Source organism: Roseibium algae, from assembly GCF_037783265.1.
GTDB classification, from domain to species: domain Bacteria; phylum Pseudomonadota; class Alphaproteobacteria; order Rhizobiales; family Stappiaceae; genus Roseibium; species Roseibium algae.
In genome coordinates this window covers 529750-547889 of record NZ_JBAKIA010000001.1, presented here as the reverse complement: position 1 = coordinate 547889, position 18140 = coordinate 529750, and the positions used below count along the sequence as shown (strand labels likewise).

Here is an 18140-nt window from a genome sequence, read left to right as displayed (position 1 = left end):
ATCTAATTGCTTGCGCTGGCCCCCAGAACAATTGGACGTTGTTCCTGGCCAGTCGTTGGTTTCAAGGAACAGTCGGTGCATCTGGCAACACCTTCAAGTGCGTATCGCAGGCAGCAAACCCGGCGTGTTCGTGTCGCCTCTGATCCGGATGGGCGGTACGGGCTGAACAAGGGATTGCGCTGGCCGTTCGGCCTCGTCGGGCTGCCGGTGACCTGTTTCAGATCAATGCCCTTTCGGTCGAGCAGCACATCATAGGTGTAGTCGATCACGACGGCTGCATTCATCCAGAACACTTTTGCAGACACGCCAGAGCGGGCCGAGAGCGAAAACACCAGAGGCGACAGGTGATTGTCGATCAGCGGTGTCAGGCGTTCAAAAGCATCTCGGTCTTTACCGGATGACATCACAACAGGATTAGACAAATTGAACCGCTGTGGCTGTCCGTTTTGATCCAGGGACAGGTAGAGGTCGAACAGACTTGAAGGGGCATCGCTTTGAGCGGCATTCGTCAAAAGCAGAAGGGGGGGAAGTAGAAAACCGAAATACCATTGCGACCAGAACGACACCACTGAGCGAACATCGTCACCTGGAAATTGCATCTTGGCATAGGCATCAAGAAGTCTCTTGAGGCCTGTCGGGTCTGTGAGTTCGGAACATTGGATTGGGTTGCCATTTCCGGTATTCACGCCGGGCGTTTCGGGGATGCTCTCGTTTGTACTCTGAATGGGCTGTATCGAAAATCGATCTGCCAAATGCGCTGCCGGGCCATGAAACAGATCCTCCAGATAATCGCTCAGGTCGATTTTTTCATCGAGGCAGAGGTCTGCGCCGGTCATTAACGAATTTCCATGACTGTTTTATACGAATGCAAATTTACACCAATGCCAGCGACATAATCTGTTTTGGCGTTTGAGCGGTCTTCGTGTTTGTTGCAGACTGTCTGGATGCAGACCCTTGATTAAACCAACTATGATGAAACTACCCTTTTGAGTTTCCTAAGGGCAAGGAAACTTGAGTTTTATCCTCGCTATTTCTAGAAGAAATACAAATTTTCAGTTGGTTGGGCTGCATTGCCATAAAATAAGCCGACTAATGAAATTTGGCGGGTCAGGTAACTTTCGCTCCGGTTGATCACTTGATTGTGTTTTGAAGGAATTAATTGCGAATATTGTCTCTCTGCCGTTCTCCTATAAGCTTATTGATTTTACTCGCATTTAATTGGAAGCTGGCATGGGTTGCGGGAAGGATCGCAACAAATTGCAATTGCATTTTTTATTTTCCATTGACCTTCATTTCCTTTCGATTGATATTCGCTTTGCCTGCGCATGCGGGCCGTTTTGGGAGGAACACATGAAACAGAGATTTATGTCCGCGGTGGCAGCCGCGGCAATACTATCGTGCGCCGGTCAGGCTTTCGCCGGAATGGATGAAGCCAAGACCTGGATCGATACCGAATTCCAGCCGTCTGTCTTGTCGAAAGACGAGCAGATGAGCGAAATGGAATGGTTCATTAAAGCTGCCGAGCCATTCAGTGGCATGGAAGTCAACGTGTTGTCGGAAGGGATTCCGACCCATGACTATGAATCCAAGACCCTGACCAAAGCATTTGAAGAGATCACCGGCATCAAGGTGAACCATCAGATTCTTGGTGAAGGTGAAGTGGTTCAGGCTGTTCAGACGCAAATGCAGACGAACCGGAATCTCTATGATGCATACGTCAATGATTCCGATCTGATCGGTACGCATTCCCGCCTGCAGCTTGCAGTGAACCTGACCGACTGGATGGCCGGTGAAGCCAAGGACGTGACGTCCCCGACGCTCGACCTTGAAGATTTCATGGGCATCAGTTTCACCACTGGCCCAGATGGCGATCTTTATCAGCTTCCTGATCAGCAGTTCGCGAACCTTTACTGGTTCCGCAAGGACTGGTTTGACCGCGAAGACCTGCAGAAGGCGTTCAAGGCCAAATACGGTTATGATCTGGGTGTGCCGGTCAACTGGTCTGCCTATGAAGATATCGCGGAGTTCTTTTCCGAAGACGTCAAGGAAATTGACGGCGTCAAAATCTATGGTCACATGGATTATGGCAAGCGTGCTCCGGATCTCGGATGGCGCATGACTGATGCTTGGCTGTCGATGGCTGGTGCGGGGTCGCCTGGCGAACCGAACGGCGTACCGATTGATGAATGGGGCATCCGCATGGAAGCCGGTTCATGTAATCCGGCTGGCGCAAGCGTGTCGCGCGGTGGTGCAACCAATGGCCCAGCTGCTGTTTATGCGATCCGCAAGTGGGATGAATGGCTTCGCAAATATGCACCTCCTGGTGCTGCGGATTATGATTTCTATCAGTCACTCCCGGCTCTGAGCCAGGGCAATGTTGCGCAGCAGATCTTCTGGTACACCGCGTTCACTGCGTCGATGGTAGCTCCCAAGAGCGAAGGCAACAATACGGTTGATGATGCAGGCATGCCGCTTTGGCGCATGGCTCCATCACCGCATGGTCCCTATTGGCAGGAAGGCCAGAAGGTTGGTTATCAGGACGTTGGATCCTGGACGATCCTGAAGTCCACACCGACTGATCGTGCGAAGGCTGCATGGCTTTATGCCCAGTTCGTCACATCCAAGACCGTTGATGTGAAAAAGTCCCAGGTGGGTCTCACGTTTGCCCGTGACAGCACAGTGCGCCATGAGAGCTTTACAGAGCGTGCTCCACAGCTCGGTGGTCTGGTTGAGTTCTACCGGTCTCCTGACCGTGTTCGCTGGTCCCCAACAGGGATCAACGTGCCGGATTATCCAAAGCTGGCGCAGCTTTGGTGGCAGCAGATTGGTGATGTGAACTCCGGTGCGTTCACGCCACAGCAGGCCATGGATCGTCTCGCAAGCGAGATGGACCAAGTGATGGCGCGTATGGAACGTGCGGACAAAGCCAACAGCACTTATGGCGGATGTGGTCCACGCCTCAATGAGGAAAAAGACCCGTCTGAATGGCTCGGCAAAGGCGGCGCCAAGGCGAAGCTGGACAATGAAAAGCCTCAGGGCGAAACCATTGGCTATGACGAGTTGATTGCCCAGTGGAACGCTAACTAAGCGTTGACACTGCGATGAGCTAAATTCCGGGGCAAGTTTTGCCCCGGGATCTTTCGGTTCGTGACGTGGCCCGCGAAGCGCGGACAAAAGAATGCGATTTCCTTATGTCTCTTGAACTTATCGATGTCTCGAAGCGCGTCGGGGTGGACCAGCACATTCATCCGACAAACCTGACACTTGAAGCTGGCGGGATGAATGTCCTTCTGGGTACCACCTTGTCTGGCAAGACAACTCTGATGCAAATGATGGCAGGTCTGGACAAGCTGACGACAGGCTCGCTCCGTTTCAAGGGCGAGGATGTGACCAAGACAGCTGTGCAAAAGCGCAATGTGTCGATGGTGTATCAGCAGTTCATCAACTACCCGAATTTCAACGTTTTTGAGAACATTGCATCCCCCTTGCGGGTCGGGCGCGTGCCAGAAAACGAGATCAAGCGCAGGGTTGGCGAGATGGCTGAAATGCTGAAGCTGTCGCCGATGCTGGACCGTAGCCCTTCTGAACTGTCAGGTGGACAGCAGCAGCGTACTGCGATGGCCAGAGCGCTGGTCAAGGATGCGGATCTTGTGTTGCTCGACGAGCCGCTCGCAAATCTAGATTTCAAATTGCGCGAAGAACTGCGCGATGAGCTGCCACGACTGTTTGCAAACCGGGATTGTGTCGTTGTCTATGCGACCACGGAACCGGTTGAGGCGCTGTTGTTCGGTGGCCATACGGCAACCATGCATCAGGGGCGTATTACACAATTTGGCCCGACTGGTGACGTTTATCGGCAGCCGCTGGACCTGATCAGCGCGGAGGTGTTCTCCGAGCCGCCTATCAACCAGGCGCAGGTCGAGAAGAAGGGCGCTTTGATGTCCTTTGCTGGCGGCGCCAGTTGGGCAGCCATTGGTCAGATCGCAGCGTTGCCCGATGGTGCCTATACGCTGGGCCTGCGCCCGTATCACGTCACAACGATGGAAGCTGGCGAGATGCCGGTCAAGATTGAGGGAAATGTCGTGGTCACCGAAATTAGCGGGTCGGAAAGTGTTGTTCACTTTCGGGTCGCCGATCGGACATGGGTCTCCCAATCACACGGGATCCATCAGTTCGAAGTCGGAGCTGCCGCAACACTTTATGCTGATGTCTCCAGGGCATTTTATTTCGACCAGTCGGGCAAGTTGGTTGCGAGCTAAGCGGCAGGAATTGGGAGACGGCCATTATGGCAAAAATTACGCTCAAGGAATTGCGTCACAGCTATATGCCCGATCCGAAGGTCGATGCAGATTATGCGTTGCAGCAGCTCGACGTCGATTGGGATGATGGCGGCGCTTATGCGTTGCTGGGGCCTTCCGGTTGCGGCAAGACAACGCTGCTCAATATTATCTCCGGCTTGCTGACACCGAGCCACGGCCAGGTGATCTTTGACGGTCAGGATGTGACGAAGCTGCCGCCGGATCAGCGCCATATCGCGCAGGTTTTTCAGTTCCCGGTCGTCTACGACACGATGACGGTGTACGACAATCTGGCGTTTCCACTGCGTAATCGCGGCGTGGCAGAAGCTGAAGTTGAGCGCCGTGTTCGCGACATCGCAGAGATGATTGATCTCAAGGATACCTTGCAAAATAGAGCATCCGGACTGACGGCAGACGGCAAGCAGAAGATCTCGCTTGGGCGCGGTCTGGTGCGCACGGACGTTAATGTCATCATGTTCGACGAGCCTTTGACGGTGATCGACCCGCATTTGAAATGGCAGCTTCGATCGAAACTGAAAGAACTGCACCAGCGGGTGCGAACCACCATGATCTATGTCACCCACGACCAGACGGAAGCGCTGACATTTGCCGACAAGGTTGTGGTGATGAAGGACGGCCAGGTGGTGCAGATCGGCACGCCGGTTGAGCTTTTTGAGCGGCCACAGCATACGTTTGTCGGTCACTTTATCGGATCGCCGGGCATGAATGTCATTCCGTGTGAAGTGCGCGGCGGCAGGGCGTTTTATCAGGATGCGGAAATTCCGACCTGGAATGCAGGCTCTTGCGGCGATGCCTGGGACTTGGAGCTTGGCGTTCGGCCTGAGTTCACTTCGTTTAGTGACAGCGGCATCCAGGTGGATGTTGCCAAGGTGTCGGATGCGGGCCGGTTCCGGATCGTGGATACGCGGCGTGGTGATCAGAGCATAAAGCTGCTGGTCCCCGAAGGCGGCTATATTCCTGAAGGCAATGCATATCTTCAATTCGCGCAGGACCACACTCAGGTCTATCGCGGCGGTTGGCTGGTGAACTGAGGATCGAGTGATGAACAAGTTGGAAAATCAGAAAGCCTGGCTCTTCGTCCTTCCCGTGGTGTTATTGGTCGCGTTCAATGCGGTCATCCCGCTGATGACGGTTGTGAACTATTCCGTCCAGGAGACGTTTGGTGACAACACCTTCTTCTGGGCCGGTGTGATGTGGTTCGAGGACGTGCTCAATTCAGAGCGGTTTCATGCCTCTTTGGGCCGTCAAATGATCTTCACCTTCTCGATCCTGGCAATTGAAATCCCGCTTGGTGTGCTGATCGCGTTGACGCTGCCGCGCAAAGGCCCCTGGGTACCGGTGTGTCTGGTGCTGATGGCCCTGCCGCTGCTCATTCCCTACAATGTCGTCGGGGCGATGTGGAACATCTTCGCGCTGCCTGACATTGGCCTGCTGGGGCGCAGTCTAAACGGGCTCGGCTTTGACTATAATTTCACGCGCCAGCCGGGGGATGCCTGGTTCACGCTGATCCTGATGGACGTCTGGCACTGGACGTCGCTGGTGGTCTTGCTGGCCTATGCCGGCCTTGTGTCGATCCCGGATGCCTATTATCAGGCGGCCAAGATTGATGGGGCGAAGTCCTTCGCGATTTTCCGCTACATCCAGCTGCCTAAGATGAAGCGGGTGCTGACCATTGCGGTGCTCTTGCGGTTCATGGACAGCTTTATGATCTACACTGAGCCTTTCGTCCTGACGGGCGGGGGACCGGGCAACTCCACCACGCTTTTGTCGATTGATCTGGTGAAGATCGCACTTGGCCAGTTTGACCTTGGTCCGGCCGCGGCGATGTCCCTGATCTACTTCCTGATCATTCTCCTGATGAGCTGGGTTTTCTACACGCTCATGATGCGCAACGAGGCAAACTGATGAGAAACGCAAGCCGCTTCGTTCCGGCCCTTTACATCCTGTTCCTGATGTTGCCGATTTATTGGCTCATCAACATGTCGTTCAAGACGACCAACGAGATCCTGGGCTCCTTCACCCTGTGGCCAAGGGAGTTCACGATTGAGAACTATGTGACGATCTTCACCGATCCCACATGGTACATGGGCTACGTGAATTCGCTGGCCTATGTCTCGATCAACACGGTGCTGTCGGTGTCCGTCGCGCTTCCGGCGGCCTACGCGTTCTCACGCTACCGGTTCCTGGGCGACAAGCATCTGTTCTTCTGGCTTTTGACCAACCGGATGGCACCGCCTGCAGTTTTCGCATTGCCGTTCTTCCAGCTTTATTCTGCGGTTGGGCTGTTTGACACCTATTGGGCGGTCGCGCTGGCGCATACGCTGTTCAATATTCCGTTGGCTGTGTGGATCCTGGAAGGCTTCATGTCAGGAGTGCCGAAGGAACTTGACGAGACAGCCTATGTGGATGGCTATTCGTTCCCGCGGTTTTTCGTCAAGATCTTCATTCCGACGATTGCCGCCGGCATCGGCGTTGCAGCCTTCTTCTGTTTCATGTTCTCCTGGGTCGAATTGCTTCTCGCCAAAACGCTGACGTCGGTTGCGGCCAAGCCGATTGCGGCGGTCATGACCCGAACGGCGAGTACGTCCGGATATGAACTCGGACTGCTGGCTGCAGCTGGAACCTTGACGATTATTCCAGGTGCTTTCGTGATCTATTTCGTACGTAACTACATCGCCCGGGGCTTTGCCCTCGGCCGGGTCTGAGGAGGAAATCGCTATGGGTCTTTCCTGGATGGCCTGGACCTGGCCAACAGCCGCCTTTTTTTGTTTCGTGGCGCTCTGCATTTTGACGATGGGCGTTTGGGAGTATTTCTCACCGGGTGGCGGGCCGCGAGACGGTGTGCTCGGGCTTCACACGACGCGCGGCGACCGGTTGTTCATTTCCCTGCTCGGCAGCGCCTTTATTTGTCTGGCATGGCTTGGGCTGATGGGCATGCCGCTCATCGCTCCAATCGGCCTATCCATCGTCTACGCCATTGTGGTGTTTCGTTGGGTCTGAGGTGAGAACCGGCTAAGGTTACCCGGTGCCTTTCGCATCGCCTGTGCGACCCTCTTTCCAGTAGGAAATCGCAAGTTGACGGCCTTTCTTCAGGCCAAGCGTCTGCTTGAACATTTGGCGAAGGGATTGCGCATTGTTGTATTCGCCAGCAAACCAGCAGAAGTCGGGTGCTTGCTCTGGCGCCGGTGCTGCGGCGAGTGACGCAAGCGTTTCATCAATGCGGGCTGCAAATGTCTCTGATGGCAGGCAAGTGATCTGCAAAGGCGTTTCCGGCAGATAGCTGGTGGCTTCCTTTGGCAAGGCGGCGACCACATGTCCTGTGCAATTGGGCGGCAGATGGGCAAGCATATGGGCCAGCGCAGGCAGAGCTGTCTCGTCGGCCGCAAGCAGAACCCTGCTGCAGTCTTCAGGCACTTTGTCTCCGCCACCTGGACCCATCAGGCCGATCTGATCCCCAGATGCAGCGGTTGCGGCCCAATCCGCAATCTTGCCGCCTGAATGCGCAACGATATCGATGTCGACTTCGTTCTGGTCCACACGGATTTCTTTTAAAGTGTAATAGCGGACGTGGAGTTCGTCTTTGCCTTGCGGCCAGACTGTCGTGCCATTGGCTGCGACGTGTGGCCAGATTGGCTGACGTCCTGCATGGGATGGCAACATCAGCTTGACGTGAATACCGTCTTCCAGGAGGGCGGTGATATCTCTCTTGCTGGCATCTGTTTCGCTGGTAAATGTCAGACGCATCATGCCGGGGAAGGGCGCCGATTTGCGCACGAATTGCAGCAACTGAAAGTTTATCGGAAACGCCGGACTGTCACCGGACGAGCGGTTGGTGTTGTCGCTCCAGCGAACGGCCTGGGCTGCCTCTGCTGAAATTTCCTCAAGATGGCGGACCACGCTTTCCTTGAAGAAATACAGCGTGTTCTGACTCGGGGCTTTGACGTGAAACGTCAGCGTTTCATCATCAGGGGCCACCCGGATCTGGCTGGTCTGGTCAATCTCGATGAAAACGCTGCCGTCTGGTTGCGTCACCGGGGTGAGCTCATGTTCGCGCAGGTGCTCCAGTATGTGTCCCAATGCTTCAGCAGGCTTGTCGAGCGCGACCGTCGTTTGTGCGGAAAAACTCATGAGAGACCTTTGTTTCTGGATGACGAAAGACCATGGAACAGCATCTGCGCCCAATTGGTTTCAGGCGATGCGGGAGGTCGTCCACATCGCTTACAAGTCGTAATAATCATACATGAAATTCAAGTTCAAGTTTTCAAAGTCATGATGACGTTTTGCTAATTTTCGGGATCTTTATTTCACGGGAGGCTAAGAGCGACGGTTCATAAATTCGCTTAGGTGATTTCTCGAGTGTGAGCTAGGCAAATAACTCAAAAGTTGATAAAATAAATTTTACATGCATATGGTGTTTTGTACGTTATTCCTGCATTCCTTTAGGGTAATTGCGCCCTTGATCTGAAAGGGTCAAAGATGACCATGTGTTTTCCTAAAATATTTTTGTTGAAGAGCGTCTTTCTGTTCGGCTCTATCACTGCGACGGGTGCTCATGCTCAGAACTGTGATGCCATTTGTGTGGATGGCGAAAGTTGTATTTCGGCAGCTGTTTATCCTTATGTTCCAGATATGAACGCCTTCACATCTGCCATCTGCACAGCTTGGCAAGGTGCTGGAAAAACCGAAAAACTCTATCTGATTGCAGACGAAAGCACTTGGGATGGCGGGTATTCGTCCAATCCGGTCTACACTAATGGCAGCGGCACCTCAGTGCCGATTGATGTCTTCGTTTTTGATGCGATGTACCTGGAATATTGGAAAACGCAGACTACCCAGGTGCCGTCAAATCAGATCACGGATGCCGCTGATTTTGTATCCTATGCAGACACTGCGCTTAAATTGCCCAATGGCGATATGTCTGCTCTTCCGATGCTTGGCTGCACCAACCTGATGTTTTACCGTGATGGTGATGCAGGTATGGCGGGTGTCTCGACGCTGTCTGAGTTTCAGTCGGTTAATCCCGCCGGTATCTACATCAGCCCGGTACCGTTTGGAATGTCAGGCGTGATGATGAACATGGCGGGAAAGACAACCATCGGCGTCAATTATATGATCAAGGGATTGCTGGATAACGGTGCCTGGCCATCCATGACAGCCCTTGACCCAGCTATTGTGCAATCCTTAACCGACATATCTGAAACGTCGAGTTATTATAATGCTTTGACGGGAGCTGTACCGCCGCTGGCTGGGGTGGAAGATCAATATGTACGCGCGGGATATTTTAGCGAAGGCTATGGCCGCACTTCTATTGGCTTTTCCGAGAGCATGTCGCAGATGTCCGACGCAACACGAAGCCAATTGCAGCTCAGGGCTTTCCCATGGACTGATGATACATCAGCGCCAAATCAGTTCTATGCAGACGTTGTGGGTGTCAACAGTGCCTCACCCTTCCTTGCCAACAGCGGTACGCTGCCGTTTGAACTTGCCAACATCATGACAGAGCAGGCGACTGTGCAAAATGCAATCGCTCCGGCTGACGGGAAGCTGTCCTACCTCTTCCCTGCTCGCACCAGTATCTTGACTGCGCTGAGTGCTGTTGATCCGCTTTATACGCAGATGACGGCCGTTCTGAATGCGAAGACAACGAACCTCGTCAGTATGCCCACCATTGACCGGGATGCCTTCCACAGCTTCGGCGGCAACGTGCAGAGCGCGGTGCTCGGCGCTTTCAGCGGTCATTGCGATCTGGAAAGCACTGATTATCCAGGCTCCAACTCTGCTGCCTCGCAGATTTGTACGCCGCTCTGCCAAAGCGCGGGGGGGTGGATTGGATCTTGGACCAACCAGGCGCCGCCTGCATGGCCGGGATATTCTGCTTGCGGCTGTTCCCAGTGTGTTGCGTCTTCTCCTTTGCCGGCGAACGTTACAGAAACCACTACAATGGTTCAATCCGGACCAGCCTTGCGCCGTTACAATCGAAACTAGAGCGCTATCACCAGTCCTTGTTGAGCCAAACTGTTTTCAACATGGGCTGGTGAATCTGCAGATGCCAACATTGAAGGCAATATCAGTTTATCCGGCTGGCTTCTTTTTGGGCGCATAGGTCGCCGGGTCAACCGTGTCCGGTCGTCCCGCGAGCGACAGATTGGCGATGCGCGGGGCAGTTTCGCTGATGACTTTGCCGGATTTGACCACAGCAAGGCGGGTTGCCTTGAGGCGAATGGCCTCGATGGTGTCTTTGGCTTGCAGCAGCAGGAAGTCTGCCTTGCAGCCAACGTCAAGGCCATAGCCATTCAGACCTAGCACCTTGGCCGGATGGGTTGTGACGCAGTCATAGCAATAGCGAATGGCTTCGCGGCTTGTCATCTGTGCCACATGCAGACCCATGCTGGCAACTTCCAGCATGTCGCCGGAGCCCATGGAGTACCAAGGGTCCATCACGCAGTCGTGGCCAAAGGCAACGTTGATACCATAGCTGCGCATTTCCGGCACGCGCGTTTGACCGCGGCGTTTGGGATATGTGTCGTGACGTCCCTGCAAGGTGATGTTGATCAGCGGGTTGGCGATGGCGTGGACTTCAGCTTCCGCGATCAGGGGCAGGAGCTTTGAGACGTAGTAGTTGTCCATGGAATGCATGGATGTGAGGTGGGACCCGGCAACCCGGCCCTGAAGTCCGAGACGCTGGGTTTCATAGGCCAGCGTTTCGATGTGGCGTGATAATGGGTCATCCGTCTCGTCGCAGTGAAGATCGACCATGAGGCCGCGCTCTGCTGCGATCTCGCACAAGCGCCTGACAGATGCTGCGCCGTCTTCCATGGACCGCTCGAAATGAGGAATACCACCAACGATATCGACGCCCATGTCGAGGGCTTTTAGAAGGTTCTTCTCAGCGTTCGGCGACCGATAGAGGCCATCTTGCGGGAAAGCGACGAGCTGTAGATCGATATAGGGCGCGATCAGGCGTTTGACTTCAAGCAGACCTTCCACGCCGGTAAGCTTGTCGTCACACACATCAACATGGGTGCGGATCGCAAGCAGGCCCTGGGATACGGCCAGATCGCAATATCGCAGAGCACGCTCCACAACAGCATCCACCGTCAGGATCTCTTTCAGCTCTCCCCAAAGGGCGATGCCTTCAAGCAGAGTACCACTTTCATTCATACGTGGCAGGCCGAGGGACAGCGTCGCGTCCATGTGGAAATGGCTGTCGACGAAAGGCGGCGAAATCAGTTGGCCATTGGCGTCGATTGTCTCTGCGGCTTCGCCGGTGATGCCTGCCTCAACGGCGGTGATACGACCAGCGGCGCAAGCGATGTCCATGCCAGTGCGACCATCGGGAAGCGTGGCGTTTTTGACCAGAAGATCGAAGCTCATCGGGACGTCTTTCGTTTCAGGCTAGCGTTGGCCGCGGAAGTAAGGAACCAGTAGGGCGCGGGGGTAGTCGGCCTTTCTAGCTACCAGTACAAGCGCCGCGATGGACAGGACATAGGGCATCATCAGGAAGATCTGGCCTGGAATGAAACTGCCGATTTCTGTTTGCAGGCGGACCTGAAAAGCATCAAAGGCCCCGAACAGAAGCGCGCCGATGAGCGCTTTGCCGGGACGCCAGGAGGCAAAGACTGTCAGGGCAATGCAGATCCAGCCACGCCCGTTGACCATGCCAAAGAAGAAAGCGTCAAAGGCCGACATGGTAAGGAATGCACCGCCGAGCGCCATCATTGCCGACCCGAAAACCACGGTTCCAATGCGCAAGCCGTAGACCGAAAGGCCCTGGGATTCGACAGCTGAAGGATTGTCGCCGACGGCCCGAATCGCCAGCCCGAGCGGTGTTCGATAGAGCACGAAGGCTGTCACGGCGACCAGCGCCAGTGCCAGAAATGTCAGAGCGGTTTGTTGGAACAGGGCAGGCCCAATGAAGGGGAGATCCGACAGGCCGGGAATGTTCAGCGGCGGGAACGCTTCGATGCGCGGCGGTGAGGAGACGTCCGGCAAAGCTGTTCGGTAAGTGAAGTAACTCAGCGCTGTGGCAAACAAAGTGACCCCGATGCCGGAGACATGCTGTGACAGGCCGAGTGGAACCGTCAGGATTGCGTGGATGAGACCGAAGAAGCCACCCGCAATGGCAGCAACCAAGACGCCTCCCCAAAGACCCGCGCCTAGCCAAACGGCCATCCAGCCTGCCATTGCACCGGCCGTGAAAATACCTTCAATACCGAGGTTCAGGACGCCGGCGCGCTCGCAAATGAGCGCTCCGAGGACGCCAAAGATCAACGGCGTGGCAATTCGAAGGGCTGCTGCCCAGAAATTCGCTGTCAGGAGAATGTCGAGAATATCGCTCATTTCGCGGCTCCTTCGACGGTCTTGTTGTTGGTGAAGCGAATTTTAAACCTCAGGAACAGGCCGGAAATGAGGACGCATATCAGCGCCATGGCGACGATCAGGTCAGCAAGGTAATTTGATACGCCTGTTGCCCGTGACATGCTGTCAGCGCCAACAAAAATGCTGGCGATAAACAGGGCCGCGATTACAACGCCAATGGGGGAAAGGCCCGCCAGCATGGCAACCACAATGCCGGAATAGCCGAAGCCGGGTGAGATATCTGCGGTCAGGTATCCCTTGAGGCCCGCGACTTCGCCAACACCGGCAAGACCCGCGAGTGCGCCGGAAAGAAGACCGACACGTATGAAGGTTGCGGTGACCGGGATGCCTGCGTGGCGGGCCGCGTTGGCGTTCTCGCCGACGGCGCGAATTTCAAAGCCCCAGACTGTCTTCTTTAGAAGGATGTAGATCCCGATGGCGGAGGCAAAGGCGATGATCAGGCCACCATGGATTCGCATGCGCGCCATCAGTTTGGGCAACATAGCGTTGTCCAGCATTGGCTCAGATTGCGGCCATCCCATACCCATAGGGTCTTTCATCGGACCTTCCAGCATCATCTGGACGAACAGGATAATGATGAAGTTCAGCAGCAAGGTCGTGACAACCTCATCGACGCCGAGGCGGGTTTTTAGCAGAGTTGGCCCCAGCATGACGAGGCCGCCTGCCATCGCGCCACAAAAGACAACCAGCGGTAGGAGAACGACAGCGGGGGCGTCGATCCAGCCTGACCCAACAGCGACGGCCGCCAATGCCCCGGCATAGAGCTGACCTTCTGCACCGATGTTCCAAAGCTTGGCCCTAAAGGCGAGGGCTGCTGCAAGCCCGGTCAGGATCAAGGGGGCTGCTCTGGTCAGCATTTCGGTGAAGGCAAAGGGAGAGCCGAAGGCTCCGGTCAGCATCAGTCCATAAGCTTCAAACACAGATAGTCCTGCAGACATCATCGGGATTGCTGCAAGGGCCAGCGCGATCACAGCGGCGGCAACCGGTATCAGTATCAGGCGGGGGAGGGACGCGGGCTCGCGTGGCTCGAAGCGGATCATGCCGCGTGCTCCTTTGACTGGCCAGCCATGCGCAGGCCGAGAGTGCCACGGTCCAGTATTTCGGTTGGGTCGGGGGCGGAAAGATGACCACGATGGATCACGGCGATACGGTCGGACAGGCGCATGAGTTCGTCGAGGTCCTCGGAGATCAGGATAACGCCAGCACCCCTTGCGCGTGCTTCCAGCAGGCGGCGGTGCACGTCGGCGGTGGCGCCAACATCGAGTCCGCGTGAAGGTTGGGCGGCGAGTACAACACAGGGGTTGGCATCGAGTGTGCGCGCCAGAACGATCTTCTGGATGTTGCCGCCAGACAGCAGGCGGGCAGGGGCTTTCTCGCTCTGACAGCGAATGTCATAGGCCGCGATCGCCTCGCGGGCCCGTGCTGCGATGGTGTCGAACCGCAGGAAACCGAAGCGCTGGTTCTCCGGCTTGCGAATGTGTTCTATGGCGAGGTTCTCGGCGACGGACATCGGGCCGACAATTCCGTCTCTGTGCCGGTCTTCGGGAATGCGGGCAATACCGGTGTCGATCATTTCGCGGGCGGAAGCTGCTGTGAGGTTGTCGCCGTTCAAGGAAATACTACCGTCTGCAGGCGCTTGAAGGCCTGATATCACCTTGGCAAGTGTTCCCTGACCATTGCCAGATACGCCGGCGATGCCAAGAATCTCTCCGGAAAGAAGCTCCAGATTGACCCCATGCAGGGCATCGCGCCCGCTGCCAGTTGTAACGCCTGAGAGCGTGAGCAATGTGTCGCCGGGAGCTTGGGGATCGCGCGCGTTTTCCGCAATATGTTTGCCAACCATGAGTTCGGCCAAATGTCGTTTGTCGCAGTCCACTGTCGCAAGATCTGCGACTTTCCGGCCGCCGCGAAGCACCGCGACCCGGTCCGAGGCGGCAATCACTTCGTCGAGCTTGTGGGAGATAAAGATGATGGCGAGGCCATCTGTTGCCAGTTTCTTCAAGGTCGCGAACAATGTGTCGGATTCTTGTGGCGTCAGCACGGCGGTCGGCTCATCCAGAACCAGAACCCTGGCATCACGATAGAGTGCCTTTAGGATTTCGACACGCTGTTTCTCGCCAACCGAAAGGCTGGAAATTCGGGCGTTCAGATCAACGGCAAGGCCGGATCGGGCCATCAGGTCATCGAGATGCTTTTTTGCCTTGCTACGGGAAGACCTGAAAGCGGAAAGAGGTTCTGTGCCCAGTAGTATGTTTTCGAGTGCGGACAGGTTTTCAGCCAGCGTGAAGTGCTGGTGAACCATGCCAATTCCGGCTTCAAGCGCAGCACTGGGCGAGCCGGGTTCGAGTTCAACAAGTGTGCCATCTTTGGTGCCGACTTCGACGGTTCCGTTGTCGGCGACATAGTGACCGAACAGAATGTTCATCAAGGTCGTTTTGCCCGCGCCATTTTCCCCAAGTAGGGCGAGAATTTCACCCCTGCGCAGGGATAGGGAGACGTCGCCATTGGCTGTGAGCGCGCCGAATGTCTTGGTGATATCATCCAGTTTGAGCACGGTTGGCATGTCGCCCGGCAAATCGGTCATAGTGCCTCTCCTGGCATAATTGTGTATCCGCATCCGGACGAACGTCGCCGCCAATGGGCAATGATTGGTGAGCTTCTTGCAGCATGGAAGGGAGAATGCGGGAAGGGATTGCCCCACCCGCATTCAAGTCAGGTTTTACATGGTCGACTTTGGTTCGCTGTCGTTGACATTGACGCGGAACAGACCGTCGAGGATTTCCTGTTCTTTCTCTTTTGCTGTCGCGACCGATTCAGCTGGCGCAAGAGCTTCGTCAACAACGAAGCTGCCGCCCCCATAAGACATGAAGCTGTAAGGACCATAGTCTGCTGGCTCGAAGTCATCTGCCAGAACGGCTGCAATGGCTTTGTCGATGGTCGGTTCCATATGCCACAGAGCGGAAGACAGGATCGTTCCAGGATAGTCCCCTGCCGTATCGATCACGTTGCCGATGGCAAGAATACCCTTTTCCTTGGCCGCATCGGAAACGCCGAAACGTTCTGCGTAGAGCACGTCAGCGCCCTTTTCGATCATGGCAAAGGCGGATTCTTTGGCCTTGGGCGGATCGTACCAGGAGTTGATGAAGGTCACGAGGAACTTGACGTCAGGGTTGACGGACAATGCGCCTTCCATGAAGGCATTCATCAGGCGGTTCACTTCTGGAATCGCATAGCCACCGACCATGCCGATTACATTCGACTTGGTTGTAGCGCCTGCGATGATTCCGGTCAGATAGGATGGTTCGTGGATCCAGTTGTCAAAGACCGAAAAATTTGGCTTGGCAGCGCCAAATGACGATCCCATCAGGAAGGCTGTGTCAGGATATTCAGCGGCGACCTTGCGCGCTGCGCGCTCGACGGCGAAGGCTTCGCCAACGACCAGATCCATGCCCTGTTCGGCGTATTCGCGCATGACGCGCTCATAGTCGGTGTTGGCGACGTTCTCTGAGAATGTGTAGGCGATGTCGCCGCGCGCTTCTGCTGCTTTCAACGCCTTGTTGATGCGGCTGACCCATTGCTGTTCCACCGGAACGGTATAGATCGCTGCGACCTTGATTGGCTTGTCCTTGGCAAAGGCTGCCGGGATGCCGATAGAGAGAGTCGTGGTCATAGCCACAGCGGCGGAGAGCAAGGCCCGCCGGGACCATGAAAACGGTTTCGATTGAGCCATATTGAACCCCTGAATTTATTGTTATCAACCCGGTGAGTTGACCATAAAAGCAGCAGTGTCACAATGTTGCCGAGAAGGTAGGCGTGCTGTTTTTTTGAACATTCGGACAAAAATAGCACGCAAAAACCGCAGCTTCAATTTCAGGTGGAGATCTGAGGGGGGCTTCCCTCACTCTCAGACAGCCTGGTCACATCACCGCGCCGACCTGCCAGGGGACAAATTCATTGTCTCCGAGTCCAAGCGTTTCGGACTTGCTGGGTTGGCCCGATGCGACGTGCAGGATCAGATCGAGGATCTGGGCGCCCTTTTCGGGAATGGTCGCATCACCGGTAATGATGTCGCCGCAGTTCATGTCCATGTCGTCAGGCATGGCCTTGAATAGCACGTCATTTGTTGCAAGCTTGATGGTGGGAGCAGGCTTTGAGCCGAACGCAGATCCACGGCCGGTGGTGAAGACCAGAATTTGCGCGCCGCCTGCAATTTGCCCGGTGGCAGAGACGGGATCGTAGCCAGGCGTATCCATGAAGACAAAGCCGGGTTCGGTCACAGTTTCTGCGTAGTCATAGACTGCTGTCAGGGGTGTTGCCCCGCCTTTGGCCGAAGCCCCGAGTGACTTTTCCAGAATAGTGGTCAAGCCGCCTGCCTTGTTGCCTGGGCTTGGATTGTTGTCCATGCTGCCGCCGTTCATGTCCGTATATCGTTCCCACCAACGGATTTGGGCGATCAGCTTTTCAGCAACCTCATGATTGACGGCGCGGCGCAAAAGCAGTTGTTCTGCACCATAGATTTCCGGCGTTTCAGACAGAATAGCCGTTCCGCCGAGGCCAACGAGAAGATCTGATGTTACTCCGAGCGCAGGGTTTGCCGTCATGCCGGAGTACCCATCAGAGCCGCCACATTGAAGCGCAAGTTTTAATGCGGAAGCAGGACATGTGCTGCGCTCAATCGAGTTCACTTCTGGCAGCAGTTCGAGCACCTTGGTCTTGATGGCTTCGATGGTGGCGCGGGTGCCGCCGGTTTCCTGAATGGTCAGGCCGTGGAACCGGTCTGCCATGGTGTCGCCGAAAACGGATTTCATACGGGCGACCTGCATGACTTCACAGCCGAGGCCGACGAAGATCGTTGCACCGACATTCGGGTGTGTGGCATGTCCCCAAAGAACCCGCTGCAGGAGTTTGAATCCAGTGCCGGCGCTGTCCATTCCGCAGCCTGTGCCATGGGCAAACGCGGTGATGCCGTCCACATTCGGGTAGTTGGCAAGGACACCGGAAACCTCCAGTTCAAACGCAGCCTTGCGAATGACCGTTGCGGAGCAATTGACCGTTGCACAAAGAGCTATGTAGTTCCGCGTGCCGATTTGTCCGTTGCTTCTCCGGTAGCCCTGGAACGTCCGTGGCTCGATCTTTGGAATGGCTGCCTGTGCCTGTGCCAGATCCGTCCCGACTTCATAGTCCTGATCGTGATCAGAGAAGTTGCAGTTGTGGGTGTGGATGTGATCTCCAGGTGCAATCGGAGTTGTTGCGTTGCCAATGATCTGGCCGAACTTGATAATCCTGTCACCCGGATTGTGGGAAGTTCGCGCGATCTTGTGACCACCGGATACTGCCGTTGGCAAAGCGTTGCCAATGGTGAGAGGGTCGGCTCCCTTTACAGCGCGTTCGGATAGGATTGCTACTGTATCAGACGGATGAAGAATGATCGGTGCGCGCATG

Annotated in this window: 15 protein-coding genes; 7 read left to right on the top strand and 8 right to left on the bottom strand. The window is 55.4% G+C overall.

Translation table 11 applies throughout. From position 1 onward, the window contains the following. Positions 1–2: 2 nt before the first annotated feature. Positions 3–836: a siderophore-iron reductase FhuF gene (gene fhuF, locus V6575_RS02490; protein WP_340272443.1), complete on the bottom strand. Its 834-nt coding sequence runs from the start codon at positions 834–836 to the stop codon at positions 3–5. A gap of 514 nt (positions 837–1350) precedes the next feature. Here fhuF and V6575_RS02485 point away from each other — a divergent pair. The 6 genes from V6575_RS02485 to V6575_RS02460 all read left to right on the top strand — a co-directional run bounded on the left by V6575_RS02485 (position 1351) and on the right by V6575_RS02460 (position 7319). Beyond that, positions 1351–3087 carry an ABC transporter substrate-binding protein gene (locus V6575_RS02485; protein ID WP_340272442.1) on the top strand — a complete coding sequence of 579 codons (1737 nt, stop codon included), beginning with the start codon at positions 1351–1353 and terminating at the stop codon, positions 3085–3087. A gap of 104 nt (positions 3088–3191) precedes the next feature. Further along, complete coding sequence (locus tag V6575_RS02480) at positions 3192–4259, top strand: ABC transporter ATP-binding protein (protein WP_340272441.1); 1068 nt, start codon at positions 3192–3194, stop codon at positions 4257–4259. Between the two features lie 26 nt (positions 4260–4285). After that, positions 4286–5350 carry an ABC transporter ATP-binding protein gene (locus V6575_RS02475; RefSeq protein ID WP_340272440.1) on the top strand — a complete coding sequence of 355 codons (1065 nt, stop codon included), beginning with the start codon at positions 4286–4288 and terminating at the stop codon, positions 5348–5350. A 10-nt stretch (positions 5351–5360) separates the two neighbouring features. After that, the gene (locus V6575_RS02470) at positions 5361–6224 is read left to right on the top strand and encodes a carbohydrate ABC transporter permease (RefSeq protein ID WP_340272438.1); all 864 of its coding nucleotides are present in this window, start codon (positions 5361–5363) and stop codon (positions 6222–6224) included. Then, complete coding sequence (locus V6575_RS02465) at positions 6224–7024, top strand: carbohydrate ABC transporter permease (RefSeq protein WP_340272437.1); 801 nt, start codon at positions 6224–6226, stop codon at positions 7022–7024. The genes V6575_RS02470 and V6575_RS02465 overlap by 1 nt, the downstream gene beginning before the upstream one ends. A gap of 13 nt (positions 7025–7037) precedes the next feature. After that, the gene (locus V6575_RS02460) at positions 7038–7319 is read left to right on the top strand and encodes a DUF2160 domain-containing protein (protein ID WP_340272436.1); all 282 of its coding nucleotides are present in this window, start codon (positions 7038–7040) and stop codon (positions 7317–7319) included. 18 nt (positions 7320–7337) lie between these two features. Here the strand turns inward: V6575_RS02460 and V6575_RS02455 are convergent, their stop codons facing one another. Then, complete coding sequence (locus tag V6575_RS02455) at positions 7338–8447, bottom strand: DUF2218 domain-containing protein (RefSeq protein WP_340272435.1); 1110 nt, start codon at positions 8445–8447, stop codon at positions 7338–7340. Positions 8448–8795: 348 nt separating this feature from the next. On the opposite strand from V6575_RS02455, the gene bcmE reads away from it, so the two are divergent. Further along, positions 8796–10304, top strand: coding sequence for a thiamine pyridinylase (bcmE, locus tag V6575_RS02450; RefSeq protein WP_340272434.1), 1509 nt, complete (start codon positions 8796–8798; stop codon positions 10302–10304). Between the two features lie 87 nt (positions 10305–10391). Here bcmE and V6575_RS02445 read toward each other — a convergent pair whose 3' ends face one another. From V6575_RS02445 to V6575_RS02420, 6 genes are all read right to left on the bottom strand, one after another. After that, complete coding sequence (locus V6575_RS02445; RefSeq protein WP_340272433.1) at positions 10392–11693, bottom strand: amidohydrolase family protein; 1302 nt, start codon at positions 11691–11693, stop codon at positions 10392–10394. A gap of 21 nt (positions 11694–11714) precedes the next feature. After that, a complete protein-coding gene (locus V6575_RS02440) occupies positions 11715–12659 on the bottom strand; it encodes an ABC transporter permease (protein WP_340272432.1) in 945 nt (314 codons plus the stop codon). After that, the gene (locus tag V6575_RS02435; RefSeq protein ID WP_340272430.1) at positions 12656–13738 is read right to left on the bottom strand and encodes an ABC transporter permease; all 1083 of its coding nucleotides are present in this window, start codon (positions 13736–13738) and stop codon (positions 12656–12658) included. Before V6575_RS02435 ends, V6575_RS02440 begins: the two co-directional genes overlap by 4 nt. Next, the gene (locus V6575_RS02430) at positions 13735–15282 is read right to left on the bottom strand and encodes an ABC transporter ATP-binding protein (RefSeq protein WP_340272429.1); all 1548 of its coding nucleotides are present in this window, start codon (positions 15280–15282) and stop codon (positions 13735–13737) included. Before V6575_RS02430 ends, V6575_RS02435 begins: the two co-directional genes overlap by 4 nt. 135 nt (positions 15283–15417) lie before the next feature. After that, on the bottom strand, positions 15418–16428 hold the full coding sequence (locus tag V6575_RS02425; RefSeq protein ID WP_422785501.1) for a BMP family protein: 1011 nt from the start codon (positions 16426–16428) through the stop codon (positions 15418–15420). Positions 16429–16615: 187 nt separating this feature from the next. After that, positions 16616–18139, bottom strand: coding sequence for a UxaA family hydrolase (locus V6575_RS02420; RefSeq protein WP_340272428.1), 1524 nt, complete (start codon positions 18137–18139; stop codon positions 16616–16618). Position 18140 lies beyond the last annotated feature (1 nt).